The 22,190-nt window shown below is 73.7% G+C and carries 25 protein-coding genes; 12 read left to right on the top strand and 13 right to left on the bottom strand.

What is annotated here, in order from left to right; translation table 11 throughout:
- Nucleotides 1–164 precede the first annotated feature (164 nt).
- The 8 genes from ACQPYN_RS08240 (at nucleotide 165) to ACQPYN_RS08205 (ending at nucleotide 9,044) form a co-directional block, all read left to right on the top strand.
- Entirely contained in the window at nucleotides 165–1,433 is a 1,269-nt protein-coding gene (locus tag ACQPYN_RS08240) for an FAD-dependent monooxygenase (protein WP_433035692.1), read from the top strand.
- Nucleotides 1,434–1,477: 44 nt separating this feature from the next.
- Complete coding sequence (locus ACQPYN_RS08235) at nucleotides 1,478–2,884, top strand: MFS transporter (protein ID WP_433035689.1); 1,407 nt, start codon at nucleotides 1,478–1,480, stop codon at nucleotides 2,882–2,884.
- Nucleotides 2,885–3,032: 148 nt separating this feature from the next.
- Nucleotides 3,033–3,923: an FAD binding domain-containing protein gene (locus ACQPYN_RS08230; RefSeq protein WP_433035686.1), complete on the top strand. Its 891-nt coding sequence runs from the start codon at nucleotides 3,033–3,035 to the stop codon at nucleotides 3,921–3,923.
- A complete protein-coding gene (locus ACQPYN_RS08225; RefSeq protein WP_433035683.1) occupies nucleotides 3,920–6,367 on the top strand; it encodes a xanthine dehydrogenase family protein molybdopterin-binding subunit in 2,448 nt (815 codons plus the stop codon). The genes ACQPYN_RS08230 and ACQPYN_RS08225 overlap by 4 nt, the downstream gene beginning before the upstream one ends.
- Nucleotides 6,364–6,849, top strand: coding sequence for a (2Fe-2S)-binding protein (locus ACQPYN_RS08220; protein ID WP_433035680.1), 486 nt, complete (start codon nucleotides 6,364–6,366; stop codon nucleotides 6,847–6,849). The genes ACQPYN_RS08225 and ACQPYN_RS08220 overlap by 4 nt, the downstream gene beginning before the upstream one ends.
- On the top strand, nucleotides 6,846–7,538 hold the full coding sequence (locus ACQPYN_RS08215; protein ID WP_433035677.1) for an SRPBCC family protein: 693 nt from the start codon (nucleotides 6,846–6,848) through the stop codon (nucleotides 7,536–7,538). The genes ACQPYN_RS08220 and ACQPYN_RS08215 overlap by 4 nt, the downstream gene beginning before the upstream one ends.
- Nucleotides 7,525–8,196, top strand: a complete 672-nt coding sequence (locus ACQPYN_RS08210; protein ID WP_433035674.1) for an isochorismatase family protein — start codon at nucleotides 7,525–7,527, stop codon at nucleotides 8,194–8,196. Before ACQPYN_RS08215 ends, ACQPYN_RS08210 begins: the two co-directional genes overlap by 14 nt.
- Complete coding sequence (locus ACQPYN_RS08205) at nucleotides 8,193–9,044, top strand: alpha/beta fold hydrolase (RefSeq protein WP_433035671.1); 852 nt, start codon at nucleotides 8,193–8,195, stop codon at nucleotides 9,042–9,044. Before ACQPYN_RS08210 ends, ACQPYN_RS08205 begins: the two co-directional genes overlap by 4 nt.
- 62 nt (nucleotides 9,045–9,106) lie before the next feature.
- Here ACQPYN_RS08205 and ACQPYN_RS08200 read toward each other — a convergent pair whose 3' ends face one another.
- Together ACQPYN_RS08200 and ACQPYN_RS08195 are read right to left on the bottom strand one after the other, a co-directional pair.
- A complete protein-coding gene (locus ACQPYN_RS08200; RefSeq protein WP_433035668.1) occupies nucleotides 9,107–9,886 on the bottom strand; it encodes a maleate cis-trans isomerase family protein in 780 nt (259 codons plus the stop codon).
- Nucleotides 9,883–10,914, bottom strand: coding sequence for a leucyl aminopeptidase (locus ACQPYN_RS08195; protein WP_433035665.1), 1,032 nt, complete (start codon nucleotides 10,912–10,914; stop codon nucleotides 9,883–9,885). The genes ACQPYN_RS08200 and ACQPYN_RS08195 overlap by 4 nt, the downstream gene beginning before the upstream one ends.
- Before the next feature lie 134 nt (nucleotides 10,915–11,048).
- Between ACQPYN_RS08195 and ACQPYN_RS08190 the strand changes: the two genes are divergently transcribed.
- Nucleotides 11,049–12,134, top strand: coding sequence for an NYN domain-containing protein (locus ACQPYN_RS08190; RefSeq protein ID WP_433035662.1), 1,086 nt, complete (start codon nucleotides 11,049–11,051; stop codon nucleotides 12,132–12,134).
- A gap of 18 nt (nucleotides 12,135–12,152) precedes the next feature.
- On the opposite strand, the gene ACQPYN_RS08185 is transcribed toward ACQPYN_RS08190, so the two are convergent.
- Together ACQPYN_RS08185 and ACQPYN_RS08180 are read right to left on the bottom strand one after the other, a co-directional pair.
- A complete protein-coding gene (locus ACQPYN_RS08185) occupies nucleotides 12,153–12,872 on the bottom strand; it encodes a mycothiol-dependent nitroreductase Rv2466c family protein (RefSeq protein WP_433035659.1) in 720 nt (239 codons plus the stop codon).
- Nucleotides 12,873–12,898: 26 nt separating this feature from the next.
- Nucleotides 12,899–13,534, bottom strand: a complete 636-nt coding sequence (locus ACQPYN_RS08180) for a maleylpyruvate isomerase family mycothiol-dependent enzyme (RefSeq protein WP_433035656.1) — start codon at nucleotides 13,532–13,534, stop codon at nucleotides 12,899–12,901.
- Nucleotides 13,535–13,579: 45 nt separating this feature from the next.
- Between ACQPYN_RS08180 and ACQPYN_RS08175 the strand changes: the two genes are divergently transcribed.
- Complete coding sequence (locus ACQPYN_RS08175; protein WP_433035653.1) at nucleotides 13,580–13,879, top strand: DUF1330 domain-containing protein; 300 nt, start codon at nucleotides 13,580–13,582, stop codon at nucleotides 13,877–13,879.
- Here the strand turns inward: ACQPYN_RS08175 and ACQPYN_RS08170 are convergent.
- The 4 genes from ACQPYN_RS08170 to ACQPYN_RS08155 all read right to left on the bottom strand — a co-directional run bounded on the left by ACQPYN_RS08170 (nucleotide 13,876) and on the right by ACQPYN_RS08155 (nucleotide 17,309).
- The gene (locus ACQPYN_RS08170) at nucleotides 13,876–14,643 is read right to left on the bottom strand and encodes an SDR family oxidoreductase (RefSeq protein WP_433035650.1); all 768 of its coding nucleotides are present in this window, start codon (nucleotides 14,641–14,643) and stop codon (nucleotides 13,876–13,878) included. The two genes, ACQPYN_RS08175 and ACQPYN_RS08170, sit on opposite strands and share 4 nt — an antisense overlap.
- The gene (locus tag ACQPYN_RS08165; RefSeq protein WP_433035647.1) at nucleotides 14,643–15,791 is read right to left on the bottom strand and encodes an acetyl-CoA C-acetyltransferase; all 1,149 of its coding nucleotides are present in this window, start codon (nucleotides 15,789–15,791) and stop codon (nucleotides 14,643–14,645) included. The genes ACQPYN_RS08170 and ACQPYN_RS08165 overlap by 1 nt, the downstream gene beginning before the upstream one ends.
- A gap of 78 nt (nucleotides 15,792–15,869) precedes the next feature.
- The gene (locus ACQPYN_RS08160; protein ID WP_433035644.1) at nucleotides 15,870–16,715 is read right to left on the bottom strand and encodes an oxygenase MpaB family protein; all 846 of its coding nucleotides are present in this window, start codon (nucleotides 16,713–16,715) and stop codon (nucleotides 15,870–15,872) included.
- A gap of 69 nt (nucleotides 16,716–16,784) precedes the next feature.
- Entirely contained in the window at nucleotides 16,785–17,309 is a 525-nt protein-coding gene (locus ACQPYN_RS08155) for a hypothetical protein (RefSeq protein ID WP_433035641.1), read from the bottom strand.
- A 93-nt stretch (nucleotides 17,310–17,402) separates the two neighbouring features.
- Here ACQPYN_RS08155 and ACQPYN_RS08150 point away from each other — a divergent pair, with 93 nt between their 5' ends.
- Entirely contained in the window at nucleotides 17,403–18,173 is a 771-nt protein-coding gene (locus ACQPYN_RS08150) for a DUF4239 domain-containing protein (protein ID WP_433035638.1), read from the top strand.
- Nucleotides 18,174–18,180: 7 nt separating this feature from the next.
- On the opposite strand, the gene ACQPYN_RS08145 is transcribed toward ACQPYN_RS08150, so the two are convergent.
- A complete protein-coding gene (locus ACQPYN_RS08145; protein ID WP_433035635.1) occupies nucleotides 18,181–18,957 on the bottom strand; it encodes an SIR2 family NAD-dependent protein deacylase in 777 nt (258 codons plus the stop codon).
- Nucleotides 18,958–19,134: 177 nt separating this feature from the next.
- Between ACQPYN_RS08145 and ACQPYN_RS08140 the strand changes: the two genes are divergently transcribed.
- Nucleotides 19,135–19,653, top strand: coding sequence for a hypothetical protein (locus tag ACQPYN_RS08140; RefSeq protein WP_433035632.1), 519 nt, complete (start codon nucleotides 19,135–19,137; stop codon nucleotides 19,651–19,653).
- 173 nt (nucleotides 19,654–19,826) lie between these two features.
- Here ACQPYN_RS08140 and ACQPYN_RS08135 read toward each other — a convergent pair whose 3' ends face one another.
- From ACQPYN_RS08135 to ACQPYN_RS08120, 4 genes are all read right to left on the bottom strand, one after another.
- The gene (locus ACQPYN_RS08135; protein ID WP_433035629.1) at nucleotides 19,827–20,192 is read right to left on the bottom strand and encodes a hypothetical protein; all 366 of its coding nucleotides are present in this window, start codon (nucleotides 20,190–20,192) and stop codon (nucleotides 19,827–19,829) included.
- Nucleotides 20,189–20,548: a hypothetical protein gene (locus ACQPYN_RS08130; protein WP_433035626.1), complete on the bottom strand. Its 360-nt coding sequence runs from the start codon at nucleotides 20,546–20,548 to the stop codon at nucleotides 20,189–20,191. Before ACQPYN_RS08130 ends, ACQPYN_RS08135 begins: the two co-directional genes overlap by 4 nt.
- 176 nt (nucleotides 20,549–20,724) lie before the next feature.
- The gene (locus ACQPYN_RS08125; protein ID WP_433035623.1) at nucleotides 20,725–21,105 is read right to left on the bottom strand and encodes a hypothetical protein; all 381 of its coding nucleotides are present in this window, start codon (nucleotides 21,103–21,105) and stop codon (nucleotides 20,725–20,727) included.
- A 134-nt stretch (nucleotides 21,106–21,239) separates the two neighbouring features.
- The gene (locus tag ACQPYN_RS08120) at nucleotides 21,240–22,142 is read right to left on the bottom strand and encodes a LysR family transcriptional regulator (RefSeq protein WP_433035621.1); all 903 of its coding nucleotides are present in this window, start codon (nucleotides 22,140–22,142) and stop codon (nucleotides 21,240–21,242) included.
- Between the last annotated feature and the right edge of the window lie 48 nt (nucleotides 22,143–22,190).

Raw genomic sequence — 22,190 nt, 5'->3', positions numbered from 1 at the left:
GCAGAGCAACACCCCGGGTTCCCAGGGCGGAACCGGCTCCTCCCGCCGGCCCCTGAATCCGTGACGGGTTCGTTTCGAGATGCCTCCAGGTATTGCGTCCTCGGATAGTACGTGCTCGGATTGAACTCGAGCGAACGTGAAGTGCGACACCGGGAGGCGGCCAGATGGCGAGCCAGTCGTTCGAGGTCACCATCGTCGGCGGAGGTCTGGGCGGGCTCTGCGCGGCGCTGTCCCTGCGCCAGCGCGGCCTGCGGGTCACGGTCGTGGAGGCCGCGCCGGAGCTGGGCGAGATCGGCGCCGGCATCCAGACCGCGCCCAACGCGAGCCGCATCCTGATCGGGCTGGGGCTGCGCGCCCAGCTCGAGGCGATCCGGACCCAGCCCGAGGACCAGGTCCGCCGGCGCTGGGCGGACGGCAGCATCATCGCCCAGCTGCCCCTGGGCCAGCGGGTCATCGACCAGTACGGCGCCCCGTACTGGCACTACCACCGCGCCGACCTGCACCGCGTGCTGCTCGACGCCTGCGCCGACCCCGAGCTCCCGGGCCCGACGGTCGTCCTCGCGACCGGCGCGAAGGTCGTCGAGCTGGACCGCACCGACCCGGCGCGGCCGGTCGCGGTCGCCGAGGACGGCCGACGGTTCGCCGGCGACGTGCTCGTGGGCGCCGACGGCATCCGCTCGGCGGTGCGCGACCTCGCCGGGTTCGAGGACTCGCTCGTCTTCTCCGGCGAGATGGCCTACCGCGCCCTGATCCCCGGCGACCTGATCGCCGCGGACCCCGCGACCCGCTTCCTCGTCGACCGCTACCACTCGACGATCTGGTACGGGCCCGACAAGCACCTCGTGCACTACATCATCCGCGGCGGGCAGTACCTCAACGTCGTCGCGATCGTGCCGTGCACCGACACCATCGAGCGCGACTGGAGCGGCCCGGCGACGCCCGAGCAGCTCGCCGCCGACTTCGGCGACTGGGACGACCGCGTCCCGGCGATGCTCTCGAAGGCCAAGCCCGAGGACGTCTCGGTGTGGGCGATGTACCGGCGGCGCCGCGACCCGGTGTGGGTCGACGGCCGGGTGGCGCTGCTCGGCGACGCCTGCCACGCCATGCTCCCCTACCAGGCCCAGGGGGCGTCCCAGTCGATGGAGGACGCCGCCGTGCTGGCCGAGGAGCTGGGCCGGGTGACCCGCGACGGCATCGACGGCGCGCTCGTGCGCTACGTCGACCGGCGCGCCAAGCACGCCGGGATGGTGCAGGACGCCTCGCTGCAGAACATGGCCTTCTACCACCTGCCCGACGGCCCGGAGCAGCGCGAGCGCGACGAGAAGCTGCGCCGCTTCGACGGCGAGTCCGACCTGTCGTACGACTGGCTGTGGAACGGCAGCCCGCTGCACGACCCCGACACCGAGTCCATCCACTACCAGTTCGCCCGCTGACGCGCGGACCGATCACCCACCCACCCGCGACGGGAGCGAACGCAATGCGCACCGGAGACCAGATCGTCCAGGACCTGCCCTGGCGCTGGGGAGTCCAGGGGAAGATCTTCCTCATCGGCGGCCTCGGCTACATGTTCGACGCCTGGGACGTCGCCCTCAACGGGTTCCTCACCCCGCTGGTCGGCACCGAGTTCGGGCTGACGGCGGGCCAGAAGGGCCTCGTCGCGACGGCGAACCTCATCGGCATGGCCGTCGGCGCCGTCGCCTGGGGCACCGTGGCCGACCGCATCGGGCGCAAGAAGGCCTTCAGCATCACGCTGCTGATCTTCGCGCTGTTCTCGGTGCTCGGGGCCCTCTCGCCGAACATCGAGCTGTTCCTGGCGCTGCGCTTCCTCGCCGGGGTCGGGCTCGGCGGCTGTATCCCGGTCGACTACGCGATCGTCAGCGAGTTCTCGCCGCGCAAGAGCCGCGGGCGCGTGCTCTCGGCGATGGACGGCTGGTGGCCGATCGGCGCCACCCTGGCCGGCGTCTCGGCGACGCTGCTCGTCCCCGTCGACGGCAACTGGCGCTGGATGCTCGTGCTGATGATCCTGCCGGCGCTGCTGCTGTTCTGGATCCGCCGCGGGGTGCCGGAGTCGCCGCTCTACCTCTCGCGGATGGGCCGTGAGGAGGAGGCGCGTGTCGTCATCGACGACCTCGTCGCCCGCACCGGCACCACCCCCGAGCCCTACGTCATCCCGGCCGCCGTCGCCGAGGACAAGCGGGGCGGCGCCTGGGCCGCCGCGGTCGACCAGCTGCGCCGCGTCTGGGCGTTCAACCCCAAGATCACCGCGGTCGCGTGGTCGCTGTTCATCGCGGTCATGCTCGTCTACTACGCCGCGCTGAGCTGGATGCCCTCGATCCTGCGGGCCCAGGGCTTCGGCGAGATCGCCGCGTTCGCCTCGACGACGCTGATGAACGCGCTCGGCATCGTCGGTGTCGCGATCTCGGTGCTCGTCGTCGACCGCTACGGACGCAAGCGCGTCATCGCGATCGCCGGCCCTGTGGCCTCGGCGACCCTGGTCCTGTTCTCCCTGCTGCTCGGCACGCCGACGCTCGCCGTCGTCGCGATCGGCGCGTTCGGGATGTTCGCGCTGATCGTCATCCCGGTCATGTACGCCTACGTCTCCGAGCTCTACCCGACCGAGCTGCGCGCCTCGGGCTTCGGCTGGGCGTCGTCCTCGAGCCGGGCGATCACCGGATTCGCCCCGCTGCTGTTCGGCAGTGTGCTCTGGCCGGTGCTCGGCCTGCCGCTGACGTTCACGCTGCTCGGCCTGCTCGTCGTCGCCGCCGTCATCTTCATGTGGGTGGCGGCGCCCGAGACCGCGGGCCGCGAGCTGGACCGGATCACGACCGATGTGCCGGACGAGCCCGCCTCGACCACGACGGACGCGGAGCGCACCCGCGCCTGAGCGCGCCCGTTCCGCGCGAAGGGCACCATCAGCCGCGTAGAGCGGCCGATGGTGCCCTTCGCCGGGACGCCCGCCCCGCACCAGACCAGCCCGCACCCGGACCAGCCCGCACCCGGACCAGCCCGTACCCGCACAGGAGGCCCGCGACGTGAAGCCCGCCGCGTTCACCTACCACCGCGCGCACGACGTCACCGACGCCGTCGGGCTGCTCTCCGACCTCGCCGCGGCGGGCGAGGACCCGAAACTGATCGCCGGCGGGCAGAGCCTCATGCCGATGATGAACTTCCGCCTCGCCCGGCCGTCGGCGCTGGTCGACCTCGGCCCGCTGCGCCGGCTGCCGTCGATGACCGCCCTCGACGCGGAGGCGGGGACCCTGACCCTCGGCGCGCTCGTCACCCACCACGCCGTGGAGACCGCGACGCTGCCGGACGGCTTCGCCGTGCTCGCGCGGGCCATGCGCTGGGTCGGGCACCTGCCGATCCGCAGCCGGGGCACCGTCGCCGGCAGCCTCGTGCACGGCGACGCCACCGCCGAGTGGTGCCTGCTCGCGCTGCTGCTCGACGCGGTGGTCGTCACCGAGGGCCCGGCCGGGCGACGCGAGATCCCCGCCGACGAGCTCTTCCACGGCTTCTACGCGACGGCGGTCGAGCCCGACGAGGTCGTCGTCGAGGTGCGGTTCACCCGGCCCGCCCCCCACGCCGCGCTCAGCGAGTTCGCCCGACGCCACGGGGACTTCGCGATCGTCGACGCGGCGGTCGCGCTGGACCTCGCCGCAGGAGACATGACAGCCGAGCAGGTGACCGGTGGGCGCGTCGTCCTCGGCGGGGTGGCGCCCGCCCCGGTGCGGGTGCCCGAGGCCGAGGCGGTCCTCGCCGCCGGAGGCGCGCCGGGGCCGGAGCTGTTCGCCGCCGTCGCCGACGCCGCGGCCGCCGCGATCGACCCGCCGGACGACCCGCCGGTCACCGCCGCGTACCGCCGCCGGCTCACCCGCACACTCGTCGCCGACGCCTGCGCCCAGGCCGCGGGAGGCCCTCGATGACCACCACCGACCTGCCCGGCATCCCGCCCGAGGTCGACCCCGACCAGCCCGAGCACGGCGACCGGCCGGCCACCGAGCCCCGCTTCGACGGCCGCCGGGGCCGCTGGGTCGGCGCCTCGATCCCCCGGCACGAGGACCCGCGCCTGCTCACCGGGCGCGGCCGCTTCATCGACGACATCGCGCTCTCCGGGATGCTGCACGCGGGTTTCGTGCGCGCCACGGTCGCGCACGCCGCGATCACGGAGCTGGACCTCACCGCGACCCGCGAGGTCCACGGCGTCGTCGCGGCCTACGACGCCGCGGACCTGGCGCTCGGCGACATCGTCGCCGTCCTCGACCGGCCCGCCGAGGAGTTCACGCCCACCGCGATGCCGATCCTCGCCCGCGGCAAGGTGCGCTTCGTCGGCGAGCCGCTGGCGCTCGTCGTCGCCCGCGACCCCTACGCCGTGGAGGACGGCATCGAGGCCGCCCGCGTCTCCTACGACGCGGTCGACGCCGTCGTCTCCGAGGAGACGGCGCTCGCCCCCGGTGCGCCCGCCGTGCACGAGGAGGCCCCCGACAACGTCCTGCTCGACGTCTCGATGTTCGACACGCCAGGGGTGGACGAGGCGTTCGCGGATGCCGCCCTCACGGTCGACGTCACCACCCGCAGCGGCCGGCAGAACGCGCTGCCGCTGGAGACGCGCGGTGTCGTCGCGTCGTGGGACGCCCGGGACGACCAGCTGCTCGTGCAGACCTGCTCGCAGGTGCCCCACCAGGTCCGCACGATGCTCGCGCGCTCGCTGGGGATCGCCGAACGGACGGTGCGGGTGACCGTGCCGGACATGGGCGGCGGGTTCGGGCAGAAGTGCGTCGTCGGGCGCGAGGAGATCGCCGTCGCGGCCGCCGCGCAGCGTCTCGACCGTCCCGTGAAGTGGATCGAGGACCGGCGCGAGGCGCTCACCGCCGGGTTCCTGGCGCGCGAGCAGCGCTACCGGACGCGCGCGGCGTTCGACGCCGACGGGCGGATCACCGCGCTCGATGTCGACGTCGTCTGCGACATGGGCGCGTACTCCTGCTACCCCTTCACCGCGGGCATCGAGCCGCTGATGGCCTCGGCGGAGATGCCCAGCGTGTACCGGGTGCCGGCGTACCGGGTCCGGGGCCGCGCGATCACCAGCAACAAGGCCCCGACCGCGCCCTACCGCGGGGTGAGCCGCCCGCAGTACGTCATGGCGATCGAGCGCGTGATGGAGCGTGCCGCGCGCGAGCTGGGCCTGGACCCGGTCGAGGTCCGCCGTCGCAACGTCATCACGGAGTTCCCGTACACGGGCGTCAACGGCGTCACCTACGACCCCGGCACCTACCTCGAGGCGCTCGACCTCGCCGAGGCGACGATCCGCGACGAGGGCTGGTACGAGGCGCGGGAGGAGGCTGATCGACAGGGGGACCGGCACCTCGGGATCGGCTTCTGCTGCTTCTCCGAGCGCACCGGCTACGGGTCCGAGGCCTTTGCGAAACGGAAGATGACCGTCGTCCCCGGGTTCGACCTCTCCGAGATCCGCATGGACACCACCGGCTCGGTGGTCGTCACCAGCGGCACGATGAACCACGGGCAGTCGCACGAGACGACGTTCGCGCAGATCGTCGCCGACCGGCTCGGGCTCGACGTCTCGCGCGTGAAGCTGCGTCAGGGCGACACCGAGCGCATCGCCTACGGCTGGGGCACGTTCGCCTCGCGCTCGGTGACGATCGGCGGCTCCGCGGTGGCGCTGGCCTCGGAGCGGCTCGGCGAGCTGCTCTGCCGGATCGCCGCGCACCTGCTGGAGACCCGCCCGGACAACGTCGCGCTGGACGGGGACGGCGGCGTGGTCCAGCTCGACGACCCGTCGCGCCGGCTGCCGTTCGAGGACATCGCCGACGTCGCCCACCTGCGCTCGCACCTGCTGCCCAAGGACGTCGAGCCCGCGCTCACCGCGACGGCGAGCTTCGACGTCCCCGGCGACGGGACCTTCTCCAACGCCACCCACGCCGTCGTCGTCGAGGCCGACCCGGGCACCGGGGAGATCCGCATCCTGCGCTACGTCTGCGTGGAGGACTGCGGGGTCGTGATCAACCCGAAGGTCGTCGACGGACAGTGCCGCGGCGGGATCGCGCAGGGCATCGCCGGCGCGCTGTTCGAGGAGGTCACCTACGACGGCCACGGCGAGCCGTCGGCGGCCTCGTTCATCGACTACCTGGTGCCGACGGCGACGGAGATCCCCGACGTCTCGATCCAGCACCTCGAGACGCCGTGCGCGTTCACCGCCAACGGCGCGAAGGGCGCCGGCGAGGGCGGCACGATCGGCGCGCCCGCCGCGGTCCTCAACGCCGTCAACGACGCGCTGCGCCACACCGGCGTCGAGCTCGACACCACACCGATCCACCCCAGCACCGTGCTGGCCGCATTGGAGGGCGAGCTGTGAGGGACCCGCACCTGCTGGCGCTGACGGTCAACGACGAGGAGCACGAGGTCGTCGTCGAACCCCGCCGCACGCTCGCCGACGTCCTGCGCCACGACCTGCTCCTCACCGGCACCCACGTCGGCTGCGAGCACGGGGTGTGCGGGGCGTGCACCGTGCTGCTCGACGACGCCCCGGTACGCGCGTGCCTCGTGTTCGCCGTGCAGGCCGAGGGGTCGTCGGTGCGCACCGTGGAGTCGCTCGCGGACCACGGCGAGCTCTCCGACCTCCAGCAGGCGTTCTCGGACCACCACGGGCTGCAGTGCGGCTTCTGCACGCCGGGCTTCCTCATGCTGGCCGAGGGGGTGCTGGCCGAACAGCCGGACGCCTCCCGCGAGGAGATCCGCGAGGGGCTGTCGGCGAACCTGTGCCGCTGCACCGGCTACCAGACCATCGTCGATGCGGTGCACGCGACGGCGTGCGCCCGCCGGGAGGCTGCTTCGTGATCCTCGAGAACAAGCTGGACGTGGCCGCCGACCCGGACGCGGTGTTCGCGCTGCTGGGCGACGTCGAGCGGGTCGCCGGGTGCCTGCCGGGCGCGACGCTGGAGGGCCGTGACGGCGAGGCGTACACGGGTCGTGTGAAGGTCAAGGTCGGCCCGATCAGCGCCGCCTACGCCGGCACCCTGCGCTTCACCGACGTCTCCCCCGACCAGCGGACCCTGCGCCTCTCGGCCCGGGCGTCCGACGCCCACGGCGCGGGCGACGCGGAGGCCGACGTCGTCCTGTCGGTGCTCGAGGCCCCCGGCGGCTCGACCCTCGACCTGCACACCGATCTCCTGGTGCGGGGCAAGATCGCCCAGTTCGGCAAGGGCGCGATCACCACCGTCTCCAGCCGCCTGCTCGACCAGTTCGCCCGGAACCTCGCCGGCGAGCTGCAGGAGGGATCGGGCACCTCCGGTGCAAGCCCTGCGTCCTCGCTTGCACTGGGTGCGCGTGAATCCGCTTCGTCAGCACCCGGTCCCGCTCGCGACGAGGCCCTCGACGGCCTCGCGATGCTCCTGCCCCCGGGCACCGGGCGCTGGGCCGCGCTGGCGGGCGCCCTCGGCGTGGGCCTGTTCCAGGGCTACCTGCTCGGCCGCCTGCGCGGACAGAAGATGCTGATCGAGGAGCTGCGACGCCATGCCCGACGCTGAAGGCCTGCACGGCCGCGGCACCGACGACGTCTACGACCGCGCCGGGTTCGGGGCCACGGTCCCCCGTGGACCCCGTCCCGCACTGGTCGTCGTCGACCTCACCCGCGGCTTCACCGAGCCCGGCTTCCCGCTGGGCGCCGACCTGACCGCCGAGGTCGCCGCGGCCGCGCAGCTCATCGACGTCGCCCACCGGCGCGACGTCCCCGTGATCGCCACCGCCGTCTCGTTCACCCCCGCCGAGGCCGACGGCGACGCCGTCGCCTGGCTGCGCAAGGCCCCCGGCGTGCGCGCACTCCGGGAGGGCAGCGACGCCGTCGCGCTCGACGAGCGACTGGGCCTCGCCCCCGACGACCACCGGATCCTCAAGAAGGGCGCCTCGGCGTTCCACGGCTCGTCCCTCGCGGCTCTGCTCGCCGGCCTGCGCATCGACACCGCCGTCGTCTGCGGCGCCACCACCTCCGGCTGCGTGCGCGCGACGGCCGTCGACGCCGTGCAGAGCGGGTTCGACACGCTCGTGGTCGCCGACGCGTGCGGCGACCGCGCCCGCGGCCCGCACGAGGCCGCCCTGTTCGACCTCCAGGCCAAGTACGCCGACGTCGTCACCCTCGACGACGCCGTGTCCTACCTCGACGACCCCTTCCGGAAGGCCGACCGTTGACCCCCGAGTCCCCCGACGCCCGCGTCCTCACCCAGCCGGCCCTGGCCGACCTCGCCGACATCCCGGCGGTGAGCCGCTGGGTGCGGTCGGGCGACGTGCGCCTGCACGTCCTCGACTACGGACCCGCCGACGGCGTCCCCCTGGTGATCGTCCCCGGCATCACGAGCCCCGCGATCGCCATGGACTTCGTCGCCCGCGAGCTCACCGACCTGGTGCGGCCGCTCGTCCTCGACGTCCGCGGTCGCGGCCTCTCCGACAGCGGGGACGCCTGGGACCTCGACACCTACGCCGGCGACGTCGCCGCGGTCGTCGAGGCCCTCGAGCTGGGCCGCCCACTCGTGCTCGGGCACTCCATGGGCGCGCGGATCACCGCCCTCGCCGCCACCCGCCTCGACCTGCGCGCCACGGTGCTCGTCGACCCGCCGATGAGCGGCCCGGGTCGCGGGCCGTACCCCACCACGCTCGAGGCCTTCCTCGGACAGCTCGACGCGGCCCGCCGCGGCACGGACGCCGACGAGGTCGCCGCGTCCTGGCCCCGCTGGCCCCGCCGCGAGCAGGAGCTGCGCGCGCGCTGGATGGGGTCGATCTCGCGCGACGCGATCGTCGCCACGCACGCCGGCTTCGAGTCCGACGACTTCTTCGACGTCTGGCCCGCGGTGCCCGCGCCGACCGTGCTGATCCACGGCGGCGACAGCCCCGTCGTGACGGCCGCAGGCGCCCAGGAGGCCGCGAAGGCGAACCCCGAGGCGTCGGTCGTCGAGGTTCCGGGCACCGGCCACATGGTCTTCTGGGACGAGCCCGCCGCCGCCCGCACCACCGTCCGCGGCGCGCTGCACTCGCTGCTCTGACACGACGGGCACGTTCCGCAGGCTCCGACACCGGTCGGTCCTGCGGAACGTGCCCCTCGCGCTCAGACGCGCGTCACGGCCCCCGGGTCGTGGACGCTCCCGGAGAGCAGCGCGCCCGCGTCGGGGACGTGGGTCGAGAGGCCGAGCTCGGAGAGGATCCGGAACGTCGTCGCGGTGGCCGCGGAGAGCACGGGGATGCCCACCTCGTCCTGCACGGCCTGGACCACGGGCAGCGACGGCATCTGCACGCAGCACGAGAGCACGAGCGCGTCGGCGCCCGTCAGGTCGAGCTCCTTGTAGTGCTCCCGCAGGTCGGCCGGGTCGAGGCGGGCGACGGCGAGGTTGTCGGGCACCTCGAGCGACAGGGAGTCGACGACCTCGATGCCGGCGTCCTCCAGGTAGGCCACCACGGCGGCGGTCAGCGGCTTCATGTACGGCGTCACGATCGCCACCCGCCGCGCGTCGAGCGCCGCGAGCCCGGAGAGCAGGGCGCCCGCCGACGAGATCACCGGGGCGTCGGATCCCTCGGTGCGCAGGGCGCCGGTGATGTCGTCCTCGGCGGTGCAGTGGAACCCCGGCCCCTGGGCCATGATCGCCACGAGGCAGGCGGTGGCGACGACGTCGGGGCGGGCGTCCGCGAGCTCGGTGGCCGCGCGGACCGCCTGGGCGTTCATGGCCTGGAGCTGCTCCGGGGTCACGTGCTGCATGCGCGCCCGCGCGGCGTGGAAGACGAACCGGTCCTCCGGGATCGCCTGCTCCCGCGCCGCCAGCATCCGCGGCAGCTCGGTCTCCATCGTCAGGTTGGAGCTCGGGACGATCATGCCGATGTGGTGGTCGGTCATCGGACCCCCGCGGGACGCATCTCCGGAATCGTCAGCCCACCCTTGTCCACGATCAGCTCGTCGTCCAGGTAGAGGCTGTTGCCGCGCATGGGGATGTCGAAGTGGCACGGGGTGTCGTTCGGGCCGCCGAGCTCGTTGTTCGGGCCGATCGAGAACATGACATTGCCGTAGAAGCTGCGCAGCTCCATGCCCATGCCGCCGCCGAACTGGGTGAGCCCGTGCCAGTGGGCGCGCTCGTCGAGACCCCAGCCGACGTGCGACATGCCGTAGCCCCGCGGATCCTCGAAGCTCTGGATGTAGGAGCTCAACAGGTCCGCGTCCAGGCCGCCACGGATGTCCCGGATGAAACCCTGCTCGATCGTCAGCGTCACCGGCGTCTGCACGTAGGTGTTGAACGGCAGCAGCACGTCGCCGGGCGAGAGCACGATCTGCCCGTCGACACCGTCGTCGGCGCCGCCGGTGAACACGAACGCCGCCGGCCAGTGGTCCCACCGGCCGGGGGTGTCGGTGTAGCCGTACTCGCTCATCGTCGGGTACACGCCGAGCCGGTAGGTGACGTCGGTGCCGGCCGGGCTCGTGATCCGCATCGTCGAGGCCTTGGCCAGCAGGTCCGCGCCGTACTCGACGCGCTCGCGCAGCTCGGTGGTCGGCATGAGCCGGGCCAGCAGCTCGGGCGGCTCGACCGCGGTCAGGATGCGGGTGCCCGCGTCCTGGATCGCGAACTGCTCGGGGCTGAAGAGCAGGAAGGTGCAGTCGACGAGCATGTCGACCGACTTCAGCGCCTCCACCGCCAGCGGGATGTCCCCCAGCCCGGAGTCGCCGACCGCCCACGCGCCCGACGCGCTCGCCGGCGGGGGCAGCCGCAGATGGAAGGTCGCCGCCCCGAGCTGCTGCGCCGCCCACAGGAACGCATCGGCGTACTCCCCGCGCTCCGCGCCCCGGGTCAGCACGGCGACGGTCTCGCCCTCGTGCACCCCGGAGAGCTTGAGCTGCTGCAGGCAGATGTCGTTGAACAGGTTCTGGTCCATCGGTCGACCACCTCCACCTCAATCCGAGCACGTACTATCCGAGCACGCAAGGTTTGCAACGGGATCGTCATCGAGGTGGGGCCGCACGGCGGAGCCCACGCGTCCGTCCCGGGACCGCCGCCTAGGCTGCCCCGATGGCCCCGGAGGACGAACGCATCGCCCTGTTCCTCGACTACGAGAACCTGGCCATCGGCGCCCGCGACGGGCTCGGGGTGAGCCCGTTCGACTTCGGGCCGGTCGCCGACGCGCTGGCCGAGCGCGGTCGCGTGGTGACGCGGCGGGCGTACGCGGACTGGTCGTCGTTCGACGAGGACCGCCGGCTGCTGGCCCGCGCGCAGGTCGAGCTCATCGAGATCCCGCAGCGCATCGGCGGCTCCCGCAAGAACGCCGCCGACATCAAGATGGCCGTCGACGCCATCGAGCTCGCCTACGAGCGCGAGTTCGTCACGACGTTCGCCATCGGCACCGGCGACTCCGACTTCACGCCGCTGATGCACAAGCTGCGCGAGATGGACAAGCGCGTCATCGGCATCGGGGTGCAGTCGTCGACCTCGAAGCTGCTCCCCGCCGCGTGCGACGAGTTCCTGTTCTACGACCGCCTGCCCGGGGTCGAGGGCCGTCCGGTCCCTCCGAAGATCTCGCGGCGACGGCCGGCCGCGGCGACGGTCGCCCCGGTCGCCGAGCCGGAGCCCGTCGCGACCCCGGCAGCCGAGGAGACCACGGCCGGCGGGTCCGACACCGACGTCACCGCGGTGGTGACCAGCACGCTGGCCGGCCTCGCGCGGGCCACCGACGGGCCCGTCCGCGCGTCGACCCTCAAGCGCGCGATCCTCCGCAAGGACCCCACGTTCGACGAGGGCGACCAGGGCTTCCGGGGCTTCGGCGAGCTCCTGCGCCACCTCGAGGGCCGCGGCGTGCTGGCGCTCGCGCCGGGCACCGCCGCCGGCGACCCCGAGGTCTCGTTCCCCGAGGACACCTCGGCCGAGGACGAGGCGTTCGCGCTGTTCGCCACGACGGTGCGCGACCTGGAGGCCTCCGCCGGCGCGCCGCCCCAGCTCTCCGGTCTCAAGGACCAGATGCGCAAGCGCGACCCCGGCTTCTCCGAGAAGCGCTACGGGTTCAACGGCTTCCTGTCCTTCGCCCGCGCCGCCCGCGCCCGCGACCTGGTGACGATGGAGTGGGACGAGGGGCGCGGCGACTACGAGCTGTCGGTGTACTGAGGCGATGGCCTCCGGCCCTCACCGGTGCTGGCGTCGGCTCCCGCCGTGCCAGTCCTCGGTGACGCCGACCTGGTCGGTCGAGACGCCGAACGACGGCAGCTGCGGCTGCTCGCGCAGACTGCGCTTGAGCTCGGCGAACCCGGGGAACCGGGCCAGCCCGACGGCGTGGTCCCACAGCTCGCCGGCCTGCTCCTCGGTGGGCATCCGGCTGATCACGGGCCCGAAGAACGCGAGCCCGTCGGGCGGGTCGACCTGAATGATGGGCGTGCCGACGTCGCGCCCGGTCAGCGCAAGGGCCTCGTCGGTCTCGGCCTGCACGATCTCGTCCCACGCGGTGTCCTCGAGGGCCTCGGTGAGCGTGGCCGGCAGGCCGGCGGTCGCCAGCACCGCCGCCACGAACGCCTCGGAGCCCTGACGTTCGCGGGCGTCCGCGGTGTCGGGCACCGGCTCCTGCTCGAAGATGTGCTGCCCGAACGCCTCCTGCAGCCGATCGAGAGCCTCCGCGCCGTACTCCTTGCGCACCCGCGCCGCGACACGGAGCATCCGCAGACCCGCGGTGTGCCCGGCCTCGTACTCGGGCGGGAACTGCGCGTCGTAGTCGACGCCGGCGTTGAGCAGCCGCAGCGAGATGAAGCGCCACTCGATCGCCAGGTCGCGCTGGGTGGCGGCCAGACGCAACCACTTGCTGGTCATCCAGCAGAACGGGCAGACCGGGTCGAACCAGAGGCGGACGTCCATGGTGCGAGCCTCGCACGAGGGGTCGGTCAGCCTCGCCCGGGACGACACCGACCCGCGAGGACGCCCAGACCCGGCCCCTCCAGCTCGTCGAGCGCATCGGGACGCCCCGAGGCCGCCATGAGCAGCGCCTCGGCGGGCCCGTGCACCTCGGCGCCGCGCCCGGAGGACCAGTCCAGGTCGGTGGCGACGAGACGCAGGCCGCGGGTCCGCACGAACGCGCGGATCGGCACGGCGACCATCGCGAAGTCGAGGACCGCCCGCAGCCGCTCCGGCGGGATCTCCCTCGGCATGCCGAGCGGGCGGCGGATGTCCTGGTGGTGGATCGCCCCGTCGGTGAGGGCGATCCGGCTCCCGAACCGCGCAGGCAGCCCCGCCGGTGTCTCGTACCGGCGCACGAGGTCGAGCAGCCCCCGGGGATCGAGGTCGCGCAGGTCCTCGACCACGCGCTGGTTCGCGCCGTCCGGGGAGAAGCCGGAGCGCACGAGGGTCCGCGCGAACCCGGTCATGCCCGCGACGTCGTAGCCGATGACGTGGGCGACGACGTCGCGGACCCGCCACGCGGTGCACAGCGTCGGGGCGTCCCACTGCTCGGGCGTGAGGGTCGCGAGGAACGCGGCGAACTCCGCCCTCTCCTCGCGGGCCAGGGCGCGGGTGTCGGTCATGCCCTGGGATCGTCCCCTCCTGTCACCCAGAAGAGGAGCCCCCGGATGGCCGTCGCCTACTGGATCAACTACTTCACCGCCGTGCACGACCAGGAGAAGGTCGCGGCCTACGCCGCCCTCGCCGGGCCCGCGATCACGCAGGCCGGCGGGCGCTTCCTGGCGCGCGGGCCCGCGGCCGCCGTCTTCGAGGGCGCCGGGACGGTGCAGCGCACCACGCTCATCGCGTTCCCGGACGCCGACGCCGCGGTGGCCGCGTACCACTCCCCCGCCTATCAGGAGGCCCTGCGCGCCCTGGGCGACGGCGCGGAGCGGGAGATCCGGATCGTCGAGGGGCTCCCCGGCTAACCGCCCCGCTCGACCGCCGACTGCAGCCGGCGCATCCCGGCGAGCCAGCGCTCGTAGTCCTCGCCCTTGCGCCGGAAGTAGGTGAGCACCTCGGGGTGGGGCAGGACGAGGAACTCCTCGCGCCCGATCCCCTCGACGACGGCGGCGGCGACGGCTTCGGGCGTGAGCACCTCCCCCGCCGCCTTCACCGTCCCCGTCGCGAGCGCGCCCATGCCGTCCGGGTCGCTCTCGAGCATCGGCGTCGCCACGCCCATCGGGCAGACGGTGCTGACGCGGACACCACGCGCGCCGTAGGTGACCGACAGCCACTCGGCGAAGGCCACCGCCGCGTGCTTGCTCACCGCGTAGGGCGCCGAGCCGATCTGGGTGAGCAGCCCCGCCGCCGACGCCGTCGAGACGAAGTAGCCCTCGCCGCGCTCCAGCCACCCCGGCAGCAGCAGCTTCGCGGCGGTGATGTGGGCGCGCAGGTTCACGTCGAGCACCGTGTCCCACACGGCGTCGGGGGTCTCGACGGGGTCCGTGCCGGCACCGACGCCCGCGTTGGCGAGGTAGACGTCGACCGGGCCCACCTCGTCCAGCAACGCGGCGGTCGCGTCGGCGTCGGTGACGTCGAGAGCGCGCGCCACCGCGGCACCGTCGACCTCCGGGGCGTCGCGGTCGGTGGCCACCACACGGGCGCCGGCCTCGGCGAGCGCGCCGACGAGCGCCCGCCCGATCCCCCCGCCGGCCCCGGTGACGACGGCCGTGCGATCACGCAGCTCCACTAGACCGTCTCGATGATCGTCGCGTTGGACTGGCCGCCGCCCTCGCACATCGTCTGCAGCCCACGCGTGCCGCCGGTACGCCGCAACTCGTGGATCAGCTTGGTCGCGAGGATCGCGCCCGTCGCGCCGAGCGGGTGGCCCATGGCGATGGCGCCGCCGTTGACGTTGGTGCGGTCGAGGTCCGCGCCGGTCTCGCGCGCCCAGGCGAGCACGACGGGAGCGAACGCCTCGTTGCACTCGAACAGGTCGATGTCGTCGATCGTCAGCCCGGCACGACGCAGCGCGTCCCGCGTCGCCGGGATGGGGCCGGTCAGCATGAGCACCGGGTCCTCGCCCACCACCGACAGCGTCGTCACCTTCGCCACCGGCGTCAGCCCGTGGGCGCGCACGGCGTCCTCGGACGCGACCAGCAGCGCCGCCGCGCCGACCGAGACCTGGCTCGAGACGGCGGCGGTCAGGGCGTAGCCCTCGCGCAGCGGCGGCAGCGTCGACATCTTCTCGACGTTCGCGTCGGGGCGGATGCCCTCGTCGCGGTCGAGCCCCTCGAGCGGCGCGATCTGCGAGGTGAAGCGGCCCTCGTCGGTGGCGCGGGCGGCGCGGCGGTGGCTCTCGACCGCGAACTCCTCCATGCGCTCCCGGCTGATGTCCCACTTCTCGGCGATCAGCTGCGCGCCGCGGAACTGGCTGATCTCCTGCTCGCCGTAGCGCTCGATCCAGCCCGTGCCCTCGCGCCGCGTGCCCATGCGCTCGAGCACGGAGGCGTTGGCGTCGATCGGGACGATCGCCATGTTCTCGACGCCGGCCGCGATCACCATGTCCTGCGTGCCCGAGAGCACGGCCTGTGCGGCGAAGTGCAGCGCCTGCTGGGACGACCCACAGGCGCGGTTGATCGTCGTCCCGGGCACGTGCTCGGGGAAGCCCGCCGAGAGCCACGCGGTGCGCCCGATGACCCCCGCCTGCGGGCCCAGCTGGCTCACGCAGCCCATGAGGACGTCGTCGACGGCGCCGGGGTCGATGCCCGTGCGTTCCACGAGGGCCGTCAGCGCGTGCGCGCCGAGGTCGGCGGGGTGCACGTCGGCGAGCGCGCCCTTGCGCGTCCCGACCGGCGTGCGGACGGCGTCGACGATGTAGGCCTCGGTCGCGGCCACGGTGCCTCCGGTGATCGTGGGGGATTTCCTGACGCCCAGTGTCAGCGTGGCCCCCAGGCTGACACCAGAGGTCGCACGTCACCCCGTCGCGCGGGCCTCGCGCACGAGGCGTCGCGCCCGGGCGATCTCGGGCGGGGCGGGGATGTCGGGGAGCAGGTCCGACGCGGTCCGCAGCGCCTTGAGGGCGAGGGTGACGCCGAGGTCGGTCGTCGGCAGGCCCGGCAGCCCGTACATCCGGCGGGCCCACCGGGGCAGGGTCGTGAACGAGATCGCGGCGATGGACGAGAGCGCGAGCGCGACCCCCGTCGGCGCGCTCGGCTGCGGGGTGAGCAGGCCGCCCACACCGCGCCGAGCCTCGTCGGTGAGCGCCAGCTCGGGGCGCACGCGGTCGAAGTAGGCGGCGAGCTCGGCCCGCGACGCCGGCACGATCGCGGGGTCGAGGCCCACCACCTCGGCCGCGCGCACGCTCTCCGCGACGTAGGTGTCGGCCTCGGCGTCGTCGACCACCCCGGCCCGGCGGGCCACGTCGACATAGGAGTCGATCTCGGCGTTGTGCACCCAGAGCAGGTTCTCGGGGTCGTCGAGGGCGAACGACGTGCCGTCCGGCGCCCGGCCCTTCAGGGTCGCGTGCATCCGCCGGACCCGCGCCCCGGCGGCCTCGACGTCGTCATGGGTGCCGAAGGTGCGGGTGCCGACGAAACCGACCGTGCGCTGGAAACGCGGCCAGGCCTTCTTCGGGTCGAACAGCGCGGAGTTCTGGAACGTCCCGCGCATCACCCGGGGGTGCAGCGACTGCAGCAGCAGCGCCCGCATCCCCGCGACCCACAGCACGGGCTCCAGCTGGACCCGCCACGTCACCGACGACGGTCCGAACAGCCCGTGGTCGATCTCGCCCGTCCCCGTGCTCCCGACATCCACCGCCATGTCGGTGGGGTCACCGATCCGGGTGGGTCCAACCCCGTTCGTGGCGCGTTCGACGCCGCGTCCTGCGGATCAGTCCCGCGCGAGCTGCGCCGCCTTCTTCTCCACCTTCGCCTCCGCCTGCGCCGCGCGCTTCTCGGCCTTGCGCACCGCCTTCTCGGCGTTCTTGGTCGCCTTCTTCTCCGCGCGCCGCTGCCCGTTGCCCAGCAGGAGTGCGGCGCCGATGCCCATCATCCAGATGTCCTTGGCGATGGGCGTGCCCTGCTGGGTCGGGCGGAAGTTCCCGTCGTGCATCCCCGGCGTCCGCAGGTAGAGCCCGAGCATCCCTGCGGAGAAGCCGGTCAGCGCGGCGCCGGCGAGGCGGCCGGGGACGAACGGCGCGAGCAGCGTGGCGCCGACGGCCATCTCGCCCACGGCGAGGGCCTTGAGGAACGTGGGCGGGTCCATGTCCTTGAGGAACGGGTAGGTGCCGGACGCGAAGCCGTGCAGCCCGGCCGCGGTCTCCTCGTCGCCGGACCACTTCTGGAGGCCGGAGTTGAGGATGAAGGCACCGGTGGCGAGACGCTGCGGCACCTGGGCGAGGTCGACAGAGGTCATGGTGCGATCGTCCGCCCGTGGCTCCTCGCGCGCCACCATGGGGGTCGCTCCCACTAGGCTCCTGCACGTGTCCGCCGCGGACCCGGGCTCCCGATGACCATGCTCCCCATCTGGTTGCTGTTCGTCCTGTTCGTGGTCGTGGTCCCGCTGCTGGTCACCGGGCTCCAGGTGCTCGTGCGCCGGCAGTGGCCCCACCTCGCCGAGGGCGGGCACAACGACGTCGCGGGCTACCTCATCGCGATCGTCGGCGTCATCTACGCCGTGCTCCTGGCGTTCGTCGTCGTCGTCACGTGGCAGCAGTTCAGCCAGGCGTCGAACGTCGTCGGGCAGGAGGCGAGCGCCCTGCGCGGGCTCTACCGCGAGACCGTCGCGTTCCCCCCGGAGGTCCGCGAGCGCGTCCAGAGCGACGTGCGCGACTACGCCGCGGCCGTGGTCACCGACGAGTGGCCGGCGATGGGCCGCGGCGAGCCCGGCTCGCCGGCGGTCGCGGCGGTGCTCGACCGCACCGCGGAGCACCTCGCGACCCTGCCGGCCGACACGGCCATCCAGCAGGCGTACGTCACCGTCGAGGCCGACCGGTTCGCCGACGTCCTCTCGTTCCGCTCGCAGCGCCTCGACTTCGTCGGCCAGGGGCTCCCCGGCGTCCTGTGGGTCGCGCTGGTCCTCGGCGGCGTGGTCACGATCGGCTTCGGGATGATCTTCGGGCTCCGCAGCACGTCGCTGCACCTGTTCATGACGGGCAGCCTCGCGGCGACGATTGGCGTGCTGCTCTTCGTGGCGATCGCGATCGACCAGCCGTTCCTCGGCGACGTGGCAGTCCGACCCGCGCCCCTGGAACGCGTGCTGTCCGACTTCTCGCGCTGAGCGTCGGTCAGTCGGACGGGCCGGGCACCAGCCGCGGGAGGATCTCGCCGACCCCGCCGCGCAGCACCACCGTGGCGACGTCGTCGTAGGGGGTCGGCTCGGCGTTGACGATGACCACCGCCGCGCCCGCGGCCGCGGCGAGGTCGACGACCCCGGCCGCCGGGTGCACGCCCAGCGAGGTCCCGACCGCGAGCAGGACGTCGGTGTCGACCGCGGCCCACCGGGCCCGCATCAGCACCCCGGCGTCGAGCTCCTGGCCGAACGAGATGGTGGCCGATTTGAGGATGCCGCCGCAGTGCGGGCACGGCGGGTCCTCCTCGCCCGCGGCGACGCGCGCCAGCGTCTCGGCCATCGGCGCGCGGGCCCCGCAGGAGAGGCACTCGGTGTGGTGCATCGTCCCGTGCAGCTCGACGACGAGCTCGGGCGACGACCCGGCCGCCTGGTGCAGCTCGTCGATGTTCTGGGTCAGCAGCGCGAGCAGCCGCCCCGAGCGCTCGAGGTCGACCAGCGCCGCGTGCGCGGGGCCGGGCCGCGCGGTCCAGACCGGATGGGTGGCGCGCTGCCGCCACGCCTCGCGCCGCACCTCGGGGTCGGAGACGTAGGCCTGGAGCGACGAGAGGCGCTCGGCCGCGGGGTTGCGCGTCCACACGCCCTGCGGCCCGCGGAAGTCGGGGATGCCGGAGTCCGTGGACACCCCCGCGCCGCTGAGCACGGTCAGCCGCCGGGCACGGGCGACGAGCTCCGCCGCGTGCCCCACCTCCCGGTCCGGAGCGTCGTCAGGCATGCGCACACGGTCGCATGTTCACTGGATCGGGTGGCGTGTGTAACGCGCGCATGATTCACCCCGACCTCACCCATGCGGCGTCGCGAGCACCTCCGGGTGATGGAACCCCCGGCTCCCGCCGCGGAGTGGAGGGGTGTCGTGGGGACCCACCGCAACACGTCGTCTCGAGTCATCGGTGTGCACAGCCTCCCGACGGCCGTCATCTCGCTGGTCCAGGAGCAGGCCGAGGTCCGCGGGCTCGTCCGCGACCCGCTGCCGGAGGTCACGCACGCGGTGCGCACCGACGAGGTCGTCGAGTCCGGCCGCTGGTTCGGCCGCAGCCGGACGCGTCGGCGCACCGTCGAGCTGCTGCTCACCCCGGACGTCCTCGTGGTGACCGACCGCGACCCCGACCGGGAGGGCCCGGACCCCGACGCGCAGGTGGCCTTCCACCGGGTGCACCAGCTCGAGGTCACCGCCGTCGACGTCCCGGAGCCGGGCCTGAGCCTGCTCAGCACGCCCGTCGGCTCGACGGAGCGCAGCTCCCGACACGTGCCGTCGGACGGGGGCCCGGAGGTGGCCCGCTTCCACGGCGCCGTCCTCGAGGCCGCCGAGCGCTCGCGCCGCGTCGCCGACGTGGCCCCGTCGGCCGTCCCGTCGTCGCGCGTGCCCTCGGACGCGGAGTCCGTCGGCTCCTACTCGCGCGAGCTGTTCTGATCCGTTGTACCCCGTCGTGACGACACCGGGGCGCCACGTCGCGTGAGCGGTGACGACCCCGCCGGTGCTGTCTGCTCAACCCTCGGCGGGGCCGCCCCGACCGCCGGCCGTCGGCCGGCGATGGCCGGGCATTGCCCGATCCGTCCCGGTGTCGAAACGGGATCGGGCGCCCCTCAGTCGGTGCCGCGCTCGGCGGGATCGCTCGTGATCGCCTCTCCCCCGCGCCTGCCGAGCCCGAGGGCGTCGTCGAACCAGACGGCGAGGGTCAGCGACCGCTCGGTGCCGATCTCGACGAGCTCGTTCCGCACGGTCAGCGCGTGGGAGCGCGCCGCCGCGAACGGGTCGGCCGCCCCGGTGCCCAGGTCCACCAGGGTCCCGGCGTGCTGCCTGATCAGGTCCACGCGCGCGATGTCCGGGTCGTCCGCGCCCCCCTCGTCGGTCCAGCGCAGGACGTGGTGGGCCGCGACCCGGAGGCGGTCGATGTCCACCGGGTCGATCTCGGCGTGGACGGCGGGCTCGGAGTCGTGGGAGGTGCTCATCGCTCACTTCCGGGGGAGGTGCCGGCCACGGGCTCCGGGTCGGCCGGTGCACAGCAGAGTGCGTGCACGGAGTCACCGAGGCCCTCGGCGTCGGACGGCTCGGCGGCGCTCAGCAGGGCCGTGAACTGCCCGCGGTGCGCCCCGCCCAGCGAGACCGCGAGGCCGGTGGCCCCCGTGGTCAGGGCCTGGAGGCCGTCGAGGGCGGCCCGGTGGCACTCGGTCACACCGGTCATGTCGATGTGGAGCCTGGTCTGCCCGCTCCCGTACAACAGCCGGCAGTAGTCCAGGAGGCTCTTCGTCTCGGACGCGTCGAGCGGTCCGGCGAGGACGAGCGTGCGCGGAGTGTGTGCGTACACGGACGACCCGGACCCCCTCGACGAGCGCGCACCGCGCTCCGGGCGCGCGTGCCGTGCGTTCGGCGGGGTCTGAGCCGAGGACGTGCGCCTCCAGCCTCGCGCAGCGCCGTCGTTTGGTCCAGCGTCCGCGAGTGTGGACCGGACGATCGCCGGGGACCGTGCGGACCAGCGGCGCGTCATCGGGGCCCCGAGCCAGGGCTCGTGGTCGCCCGGTGCCGCCCCACGTGATCGTGCGGGTTCTCCGGAACGGTGTCGGGGGCCTCGCGCGGGGCGGGCACCGCGGCGAGCCGCCCGCGGAGGCCGACGGTCTCCATCACCCCGTGGCGAGCCCACAACTGCTGGCAGGCATCGGCGAGATGATCGACGACGGCGGTCGGGTCGCCCGTCAGCCGATCGAGGTGGACGACGAGATGGGTGGCGCCCGCGTGCAGGACCCGGGCCAGGACGACGTCGAGACGGACGAGCAGGTCGTCGTCGCCCTCGGCGTCGCCGCGGAGACTGACGTGGACCTTGGACTCGTCGACCCACATGGTGACGATGCGCGCAGCGCGACTCATGACTCCCCCGAGCGTGTCGCAGACGGTCTGACACGTCGTCGGGGTCCGGGACGGCGGCGTCCATCCTGCGACCACTCGCCGTGACCGCAGGACTCCTCCACGATAGGACGAACGGCCGCCGATGTGAACGCGCCTCACCGGTGTTCGGCCCGGCGCACGATCCGGTCGAGGACGAGGGCCAGCGCGGGCCAGCCCGCACGGCCGCGCCGGGTCACCGCGTAGGCGCGGAGCCGGACGCCGGGCGCGGTGAGCGCGAGGACCTCGACACCGGGACGGGGACGGCGGTCGCGCGGCAGGAGACCGACGCCGAGCCCGGCGAGGATGAGGTCCTCGACGAGCTCGAGGCTGTCCGCCTCGTGGGTCAGGCGCGGCGTCACGCCGGCCATCGAGGCGAGGGTGCGCAGCACCTGTTCGTCGGCACGGTTGCGGGAGTTGCCGATCCAGTCGCGGTGGGCGAACGCCGCGACGACCCCGAGGGCGTCGAGGGTGTCCGCGGCGGGCGGAACCTCGGCGGTCGGGACCGCGAGCCCCCAGTCCGCCGACCACAGCGGGATCCCGGTGAGGTCGGGGTCGAGCGCGGCAGGAGCCAGGTCGTAGTCGTAGGTCAGGGCGAGGTCGATCTCGTCGGCGGCGAGCATCGCGTGCGCCTCGGCGGGCTCGTACTCGCGGATCGTCAGCGCCACCTGCGGGTGGGTGGCGGCGAGCTCGGTGACGGTCGGGACCACCGCTCGCCGGACGGCCGTCGCGAACCCGGCCAGCCGGACGACCCCGTGGGGCTCGGCGTCCGGGTCGAGGTCGAGCTCGGCGGTCTCGACCGCGGCGAGGATCGTACGGGCGTGCTCGGCCAGGCGGCGGCCTTCCGGGGTGAGCCGGGACCGGCGTCCGGCCGGCTCCACCAGGGCCGCGCCGACCTCCCGCGCCAGCGCGGCGATCTGCTGCGAGACCACGGACGTGCTGGTGCCCAGCACCTCCGCCACCACCCGCATCGAGCCGTGGCGCGCGAACTCCACGAGATAGGGCAGGCGGCGGGTGTCCACACTCGCTATCGTCCGTGATAAGCGGACGTTCTGTCCACGATTCTCACG

The organism is Actinomycetospora sp. CA-053990, from assembly GCF_050948445.1.
Classification (GTDB): Bacteria; Actinomycetota; Actinomycetes; order Mycobacteriales; family Pseudonocardiaceae; genus Actinomycetospora; species Actinomycetospora callitridis.
Note: the sequence above shows the minus strand (reverse complement) of the source record. Positions and strands in the feature narration are given on the sequence as shown.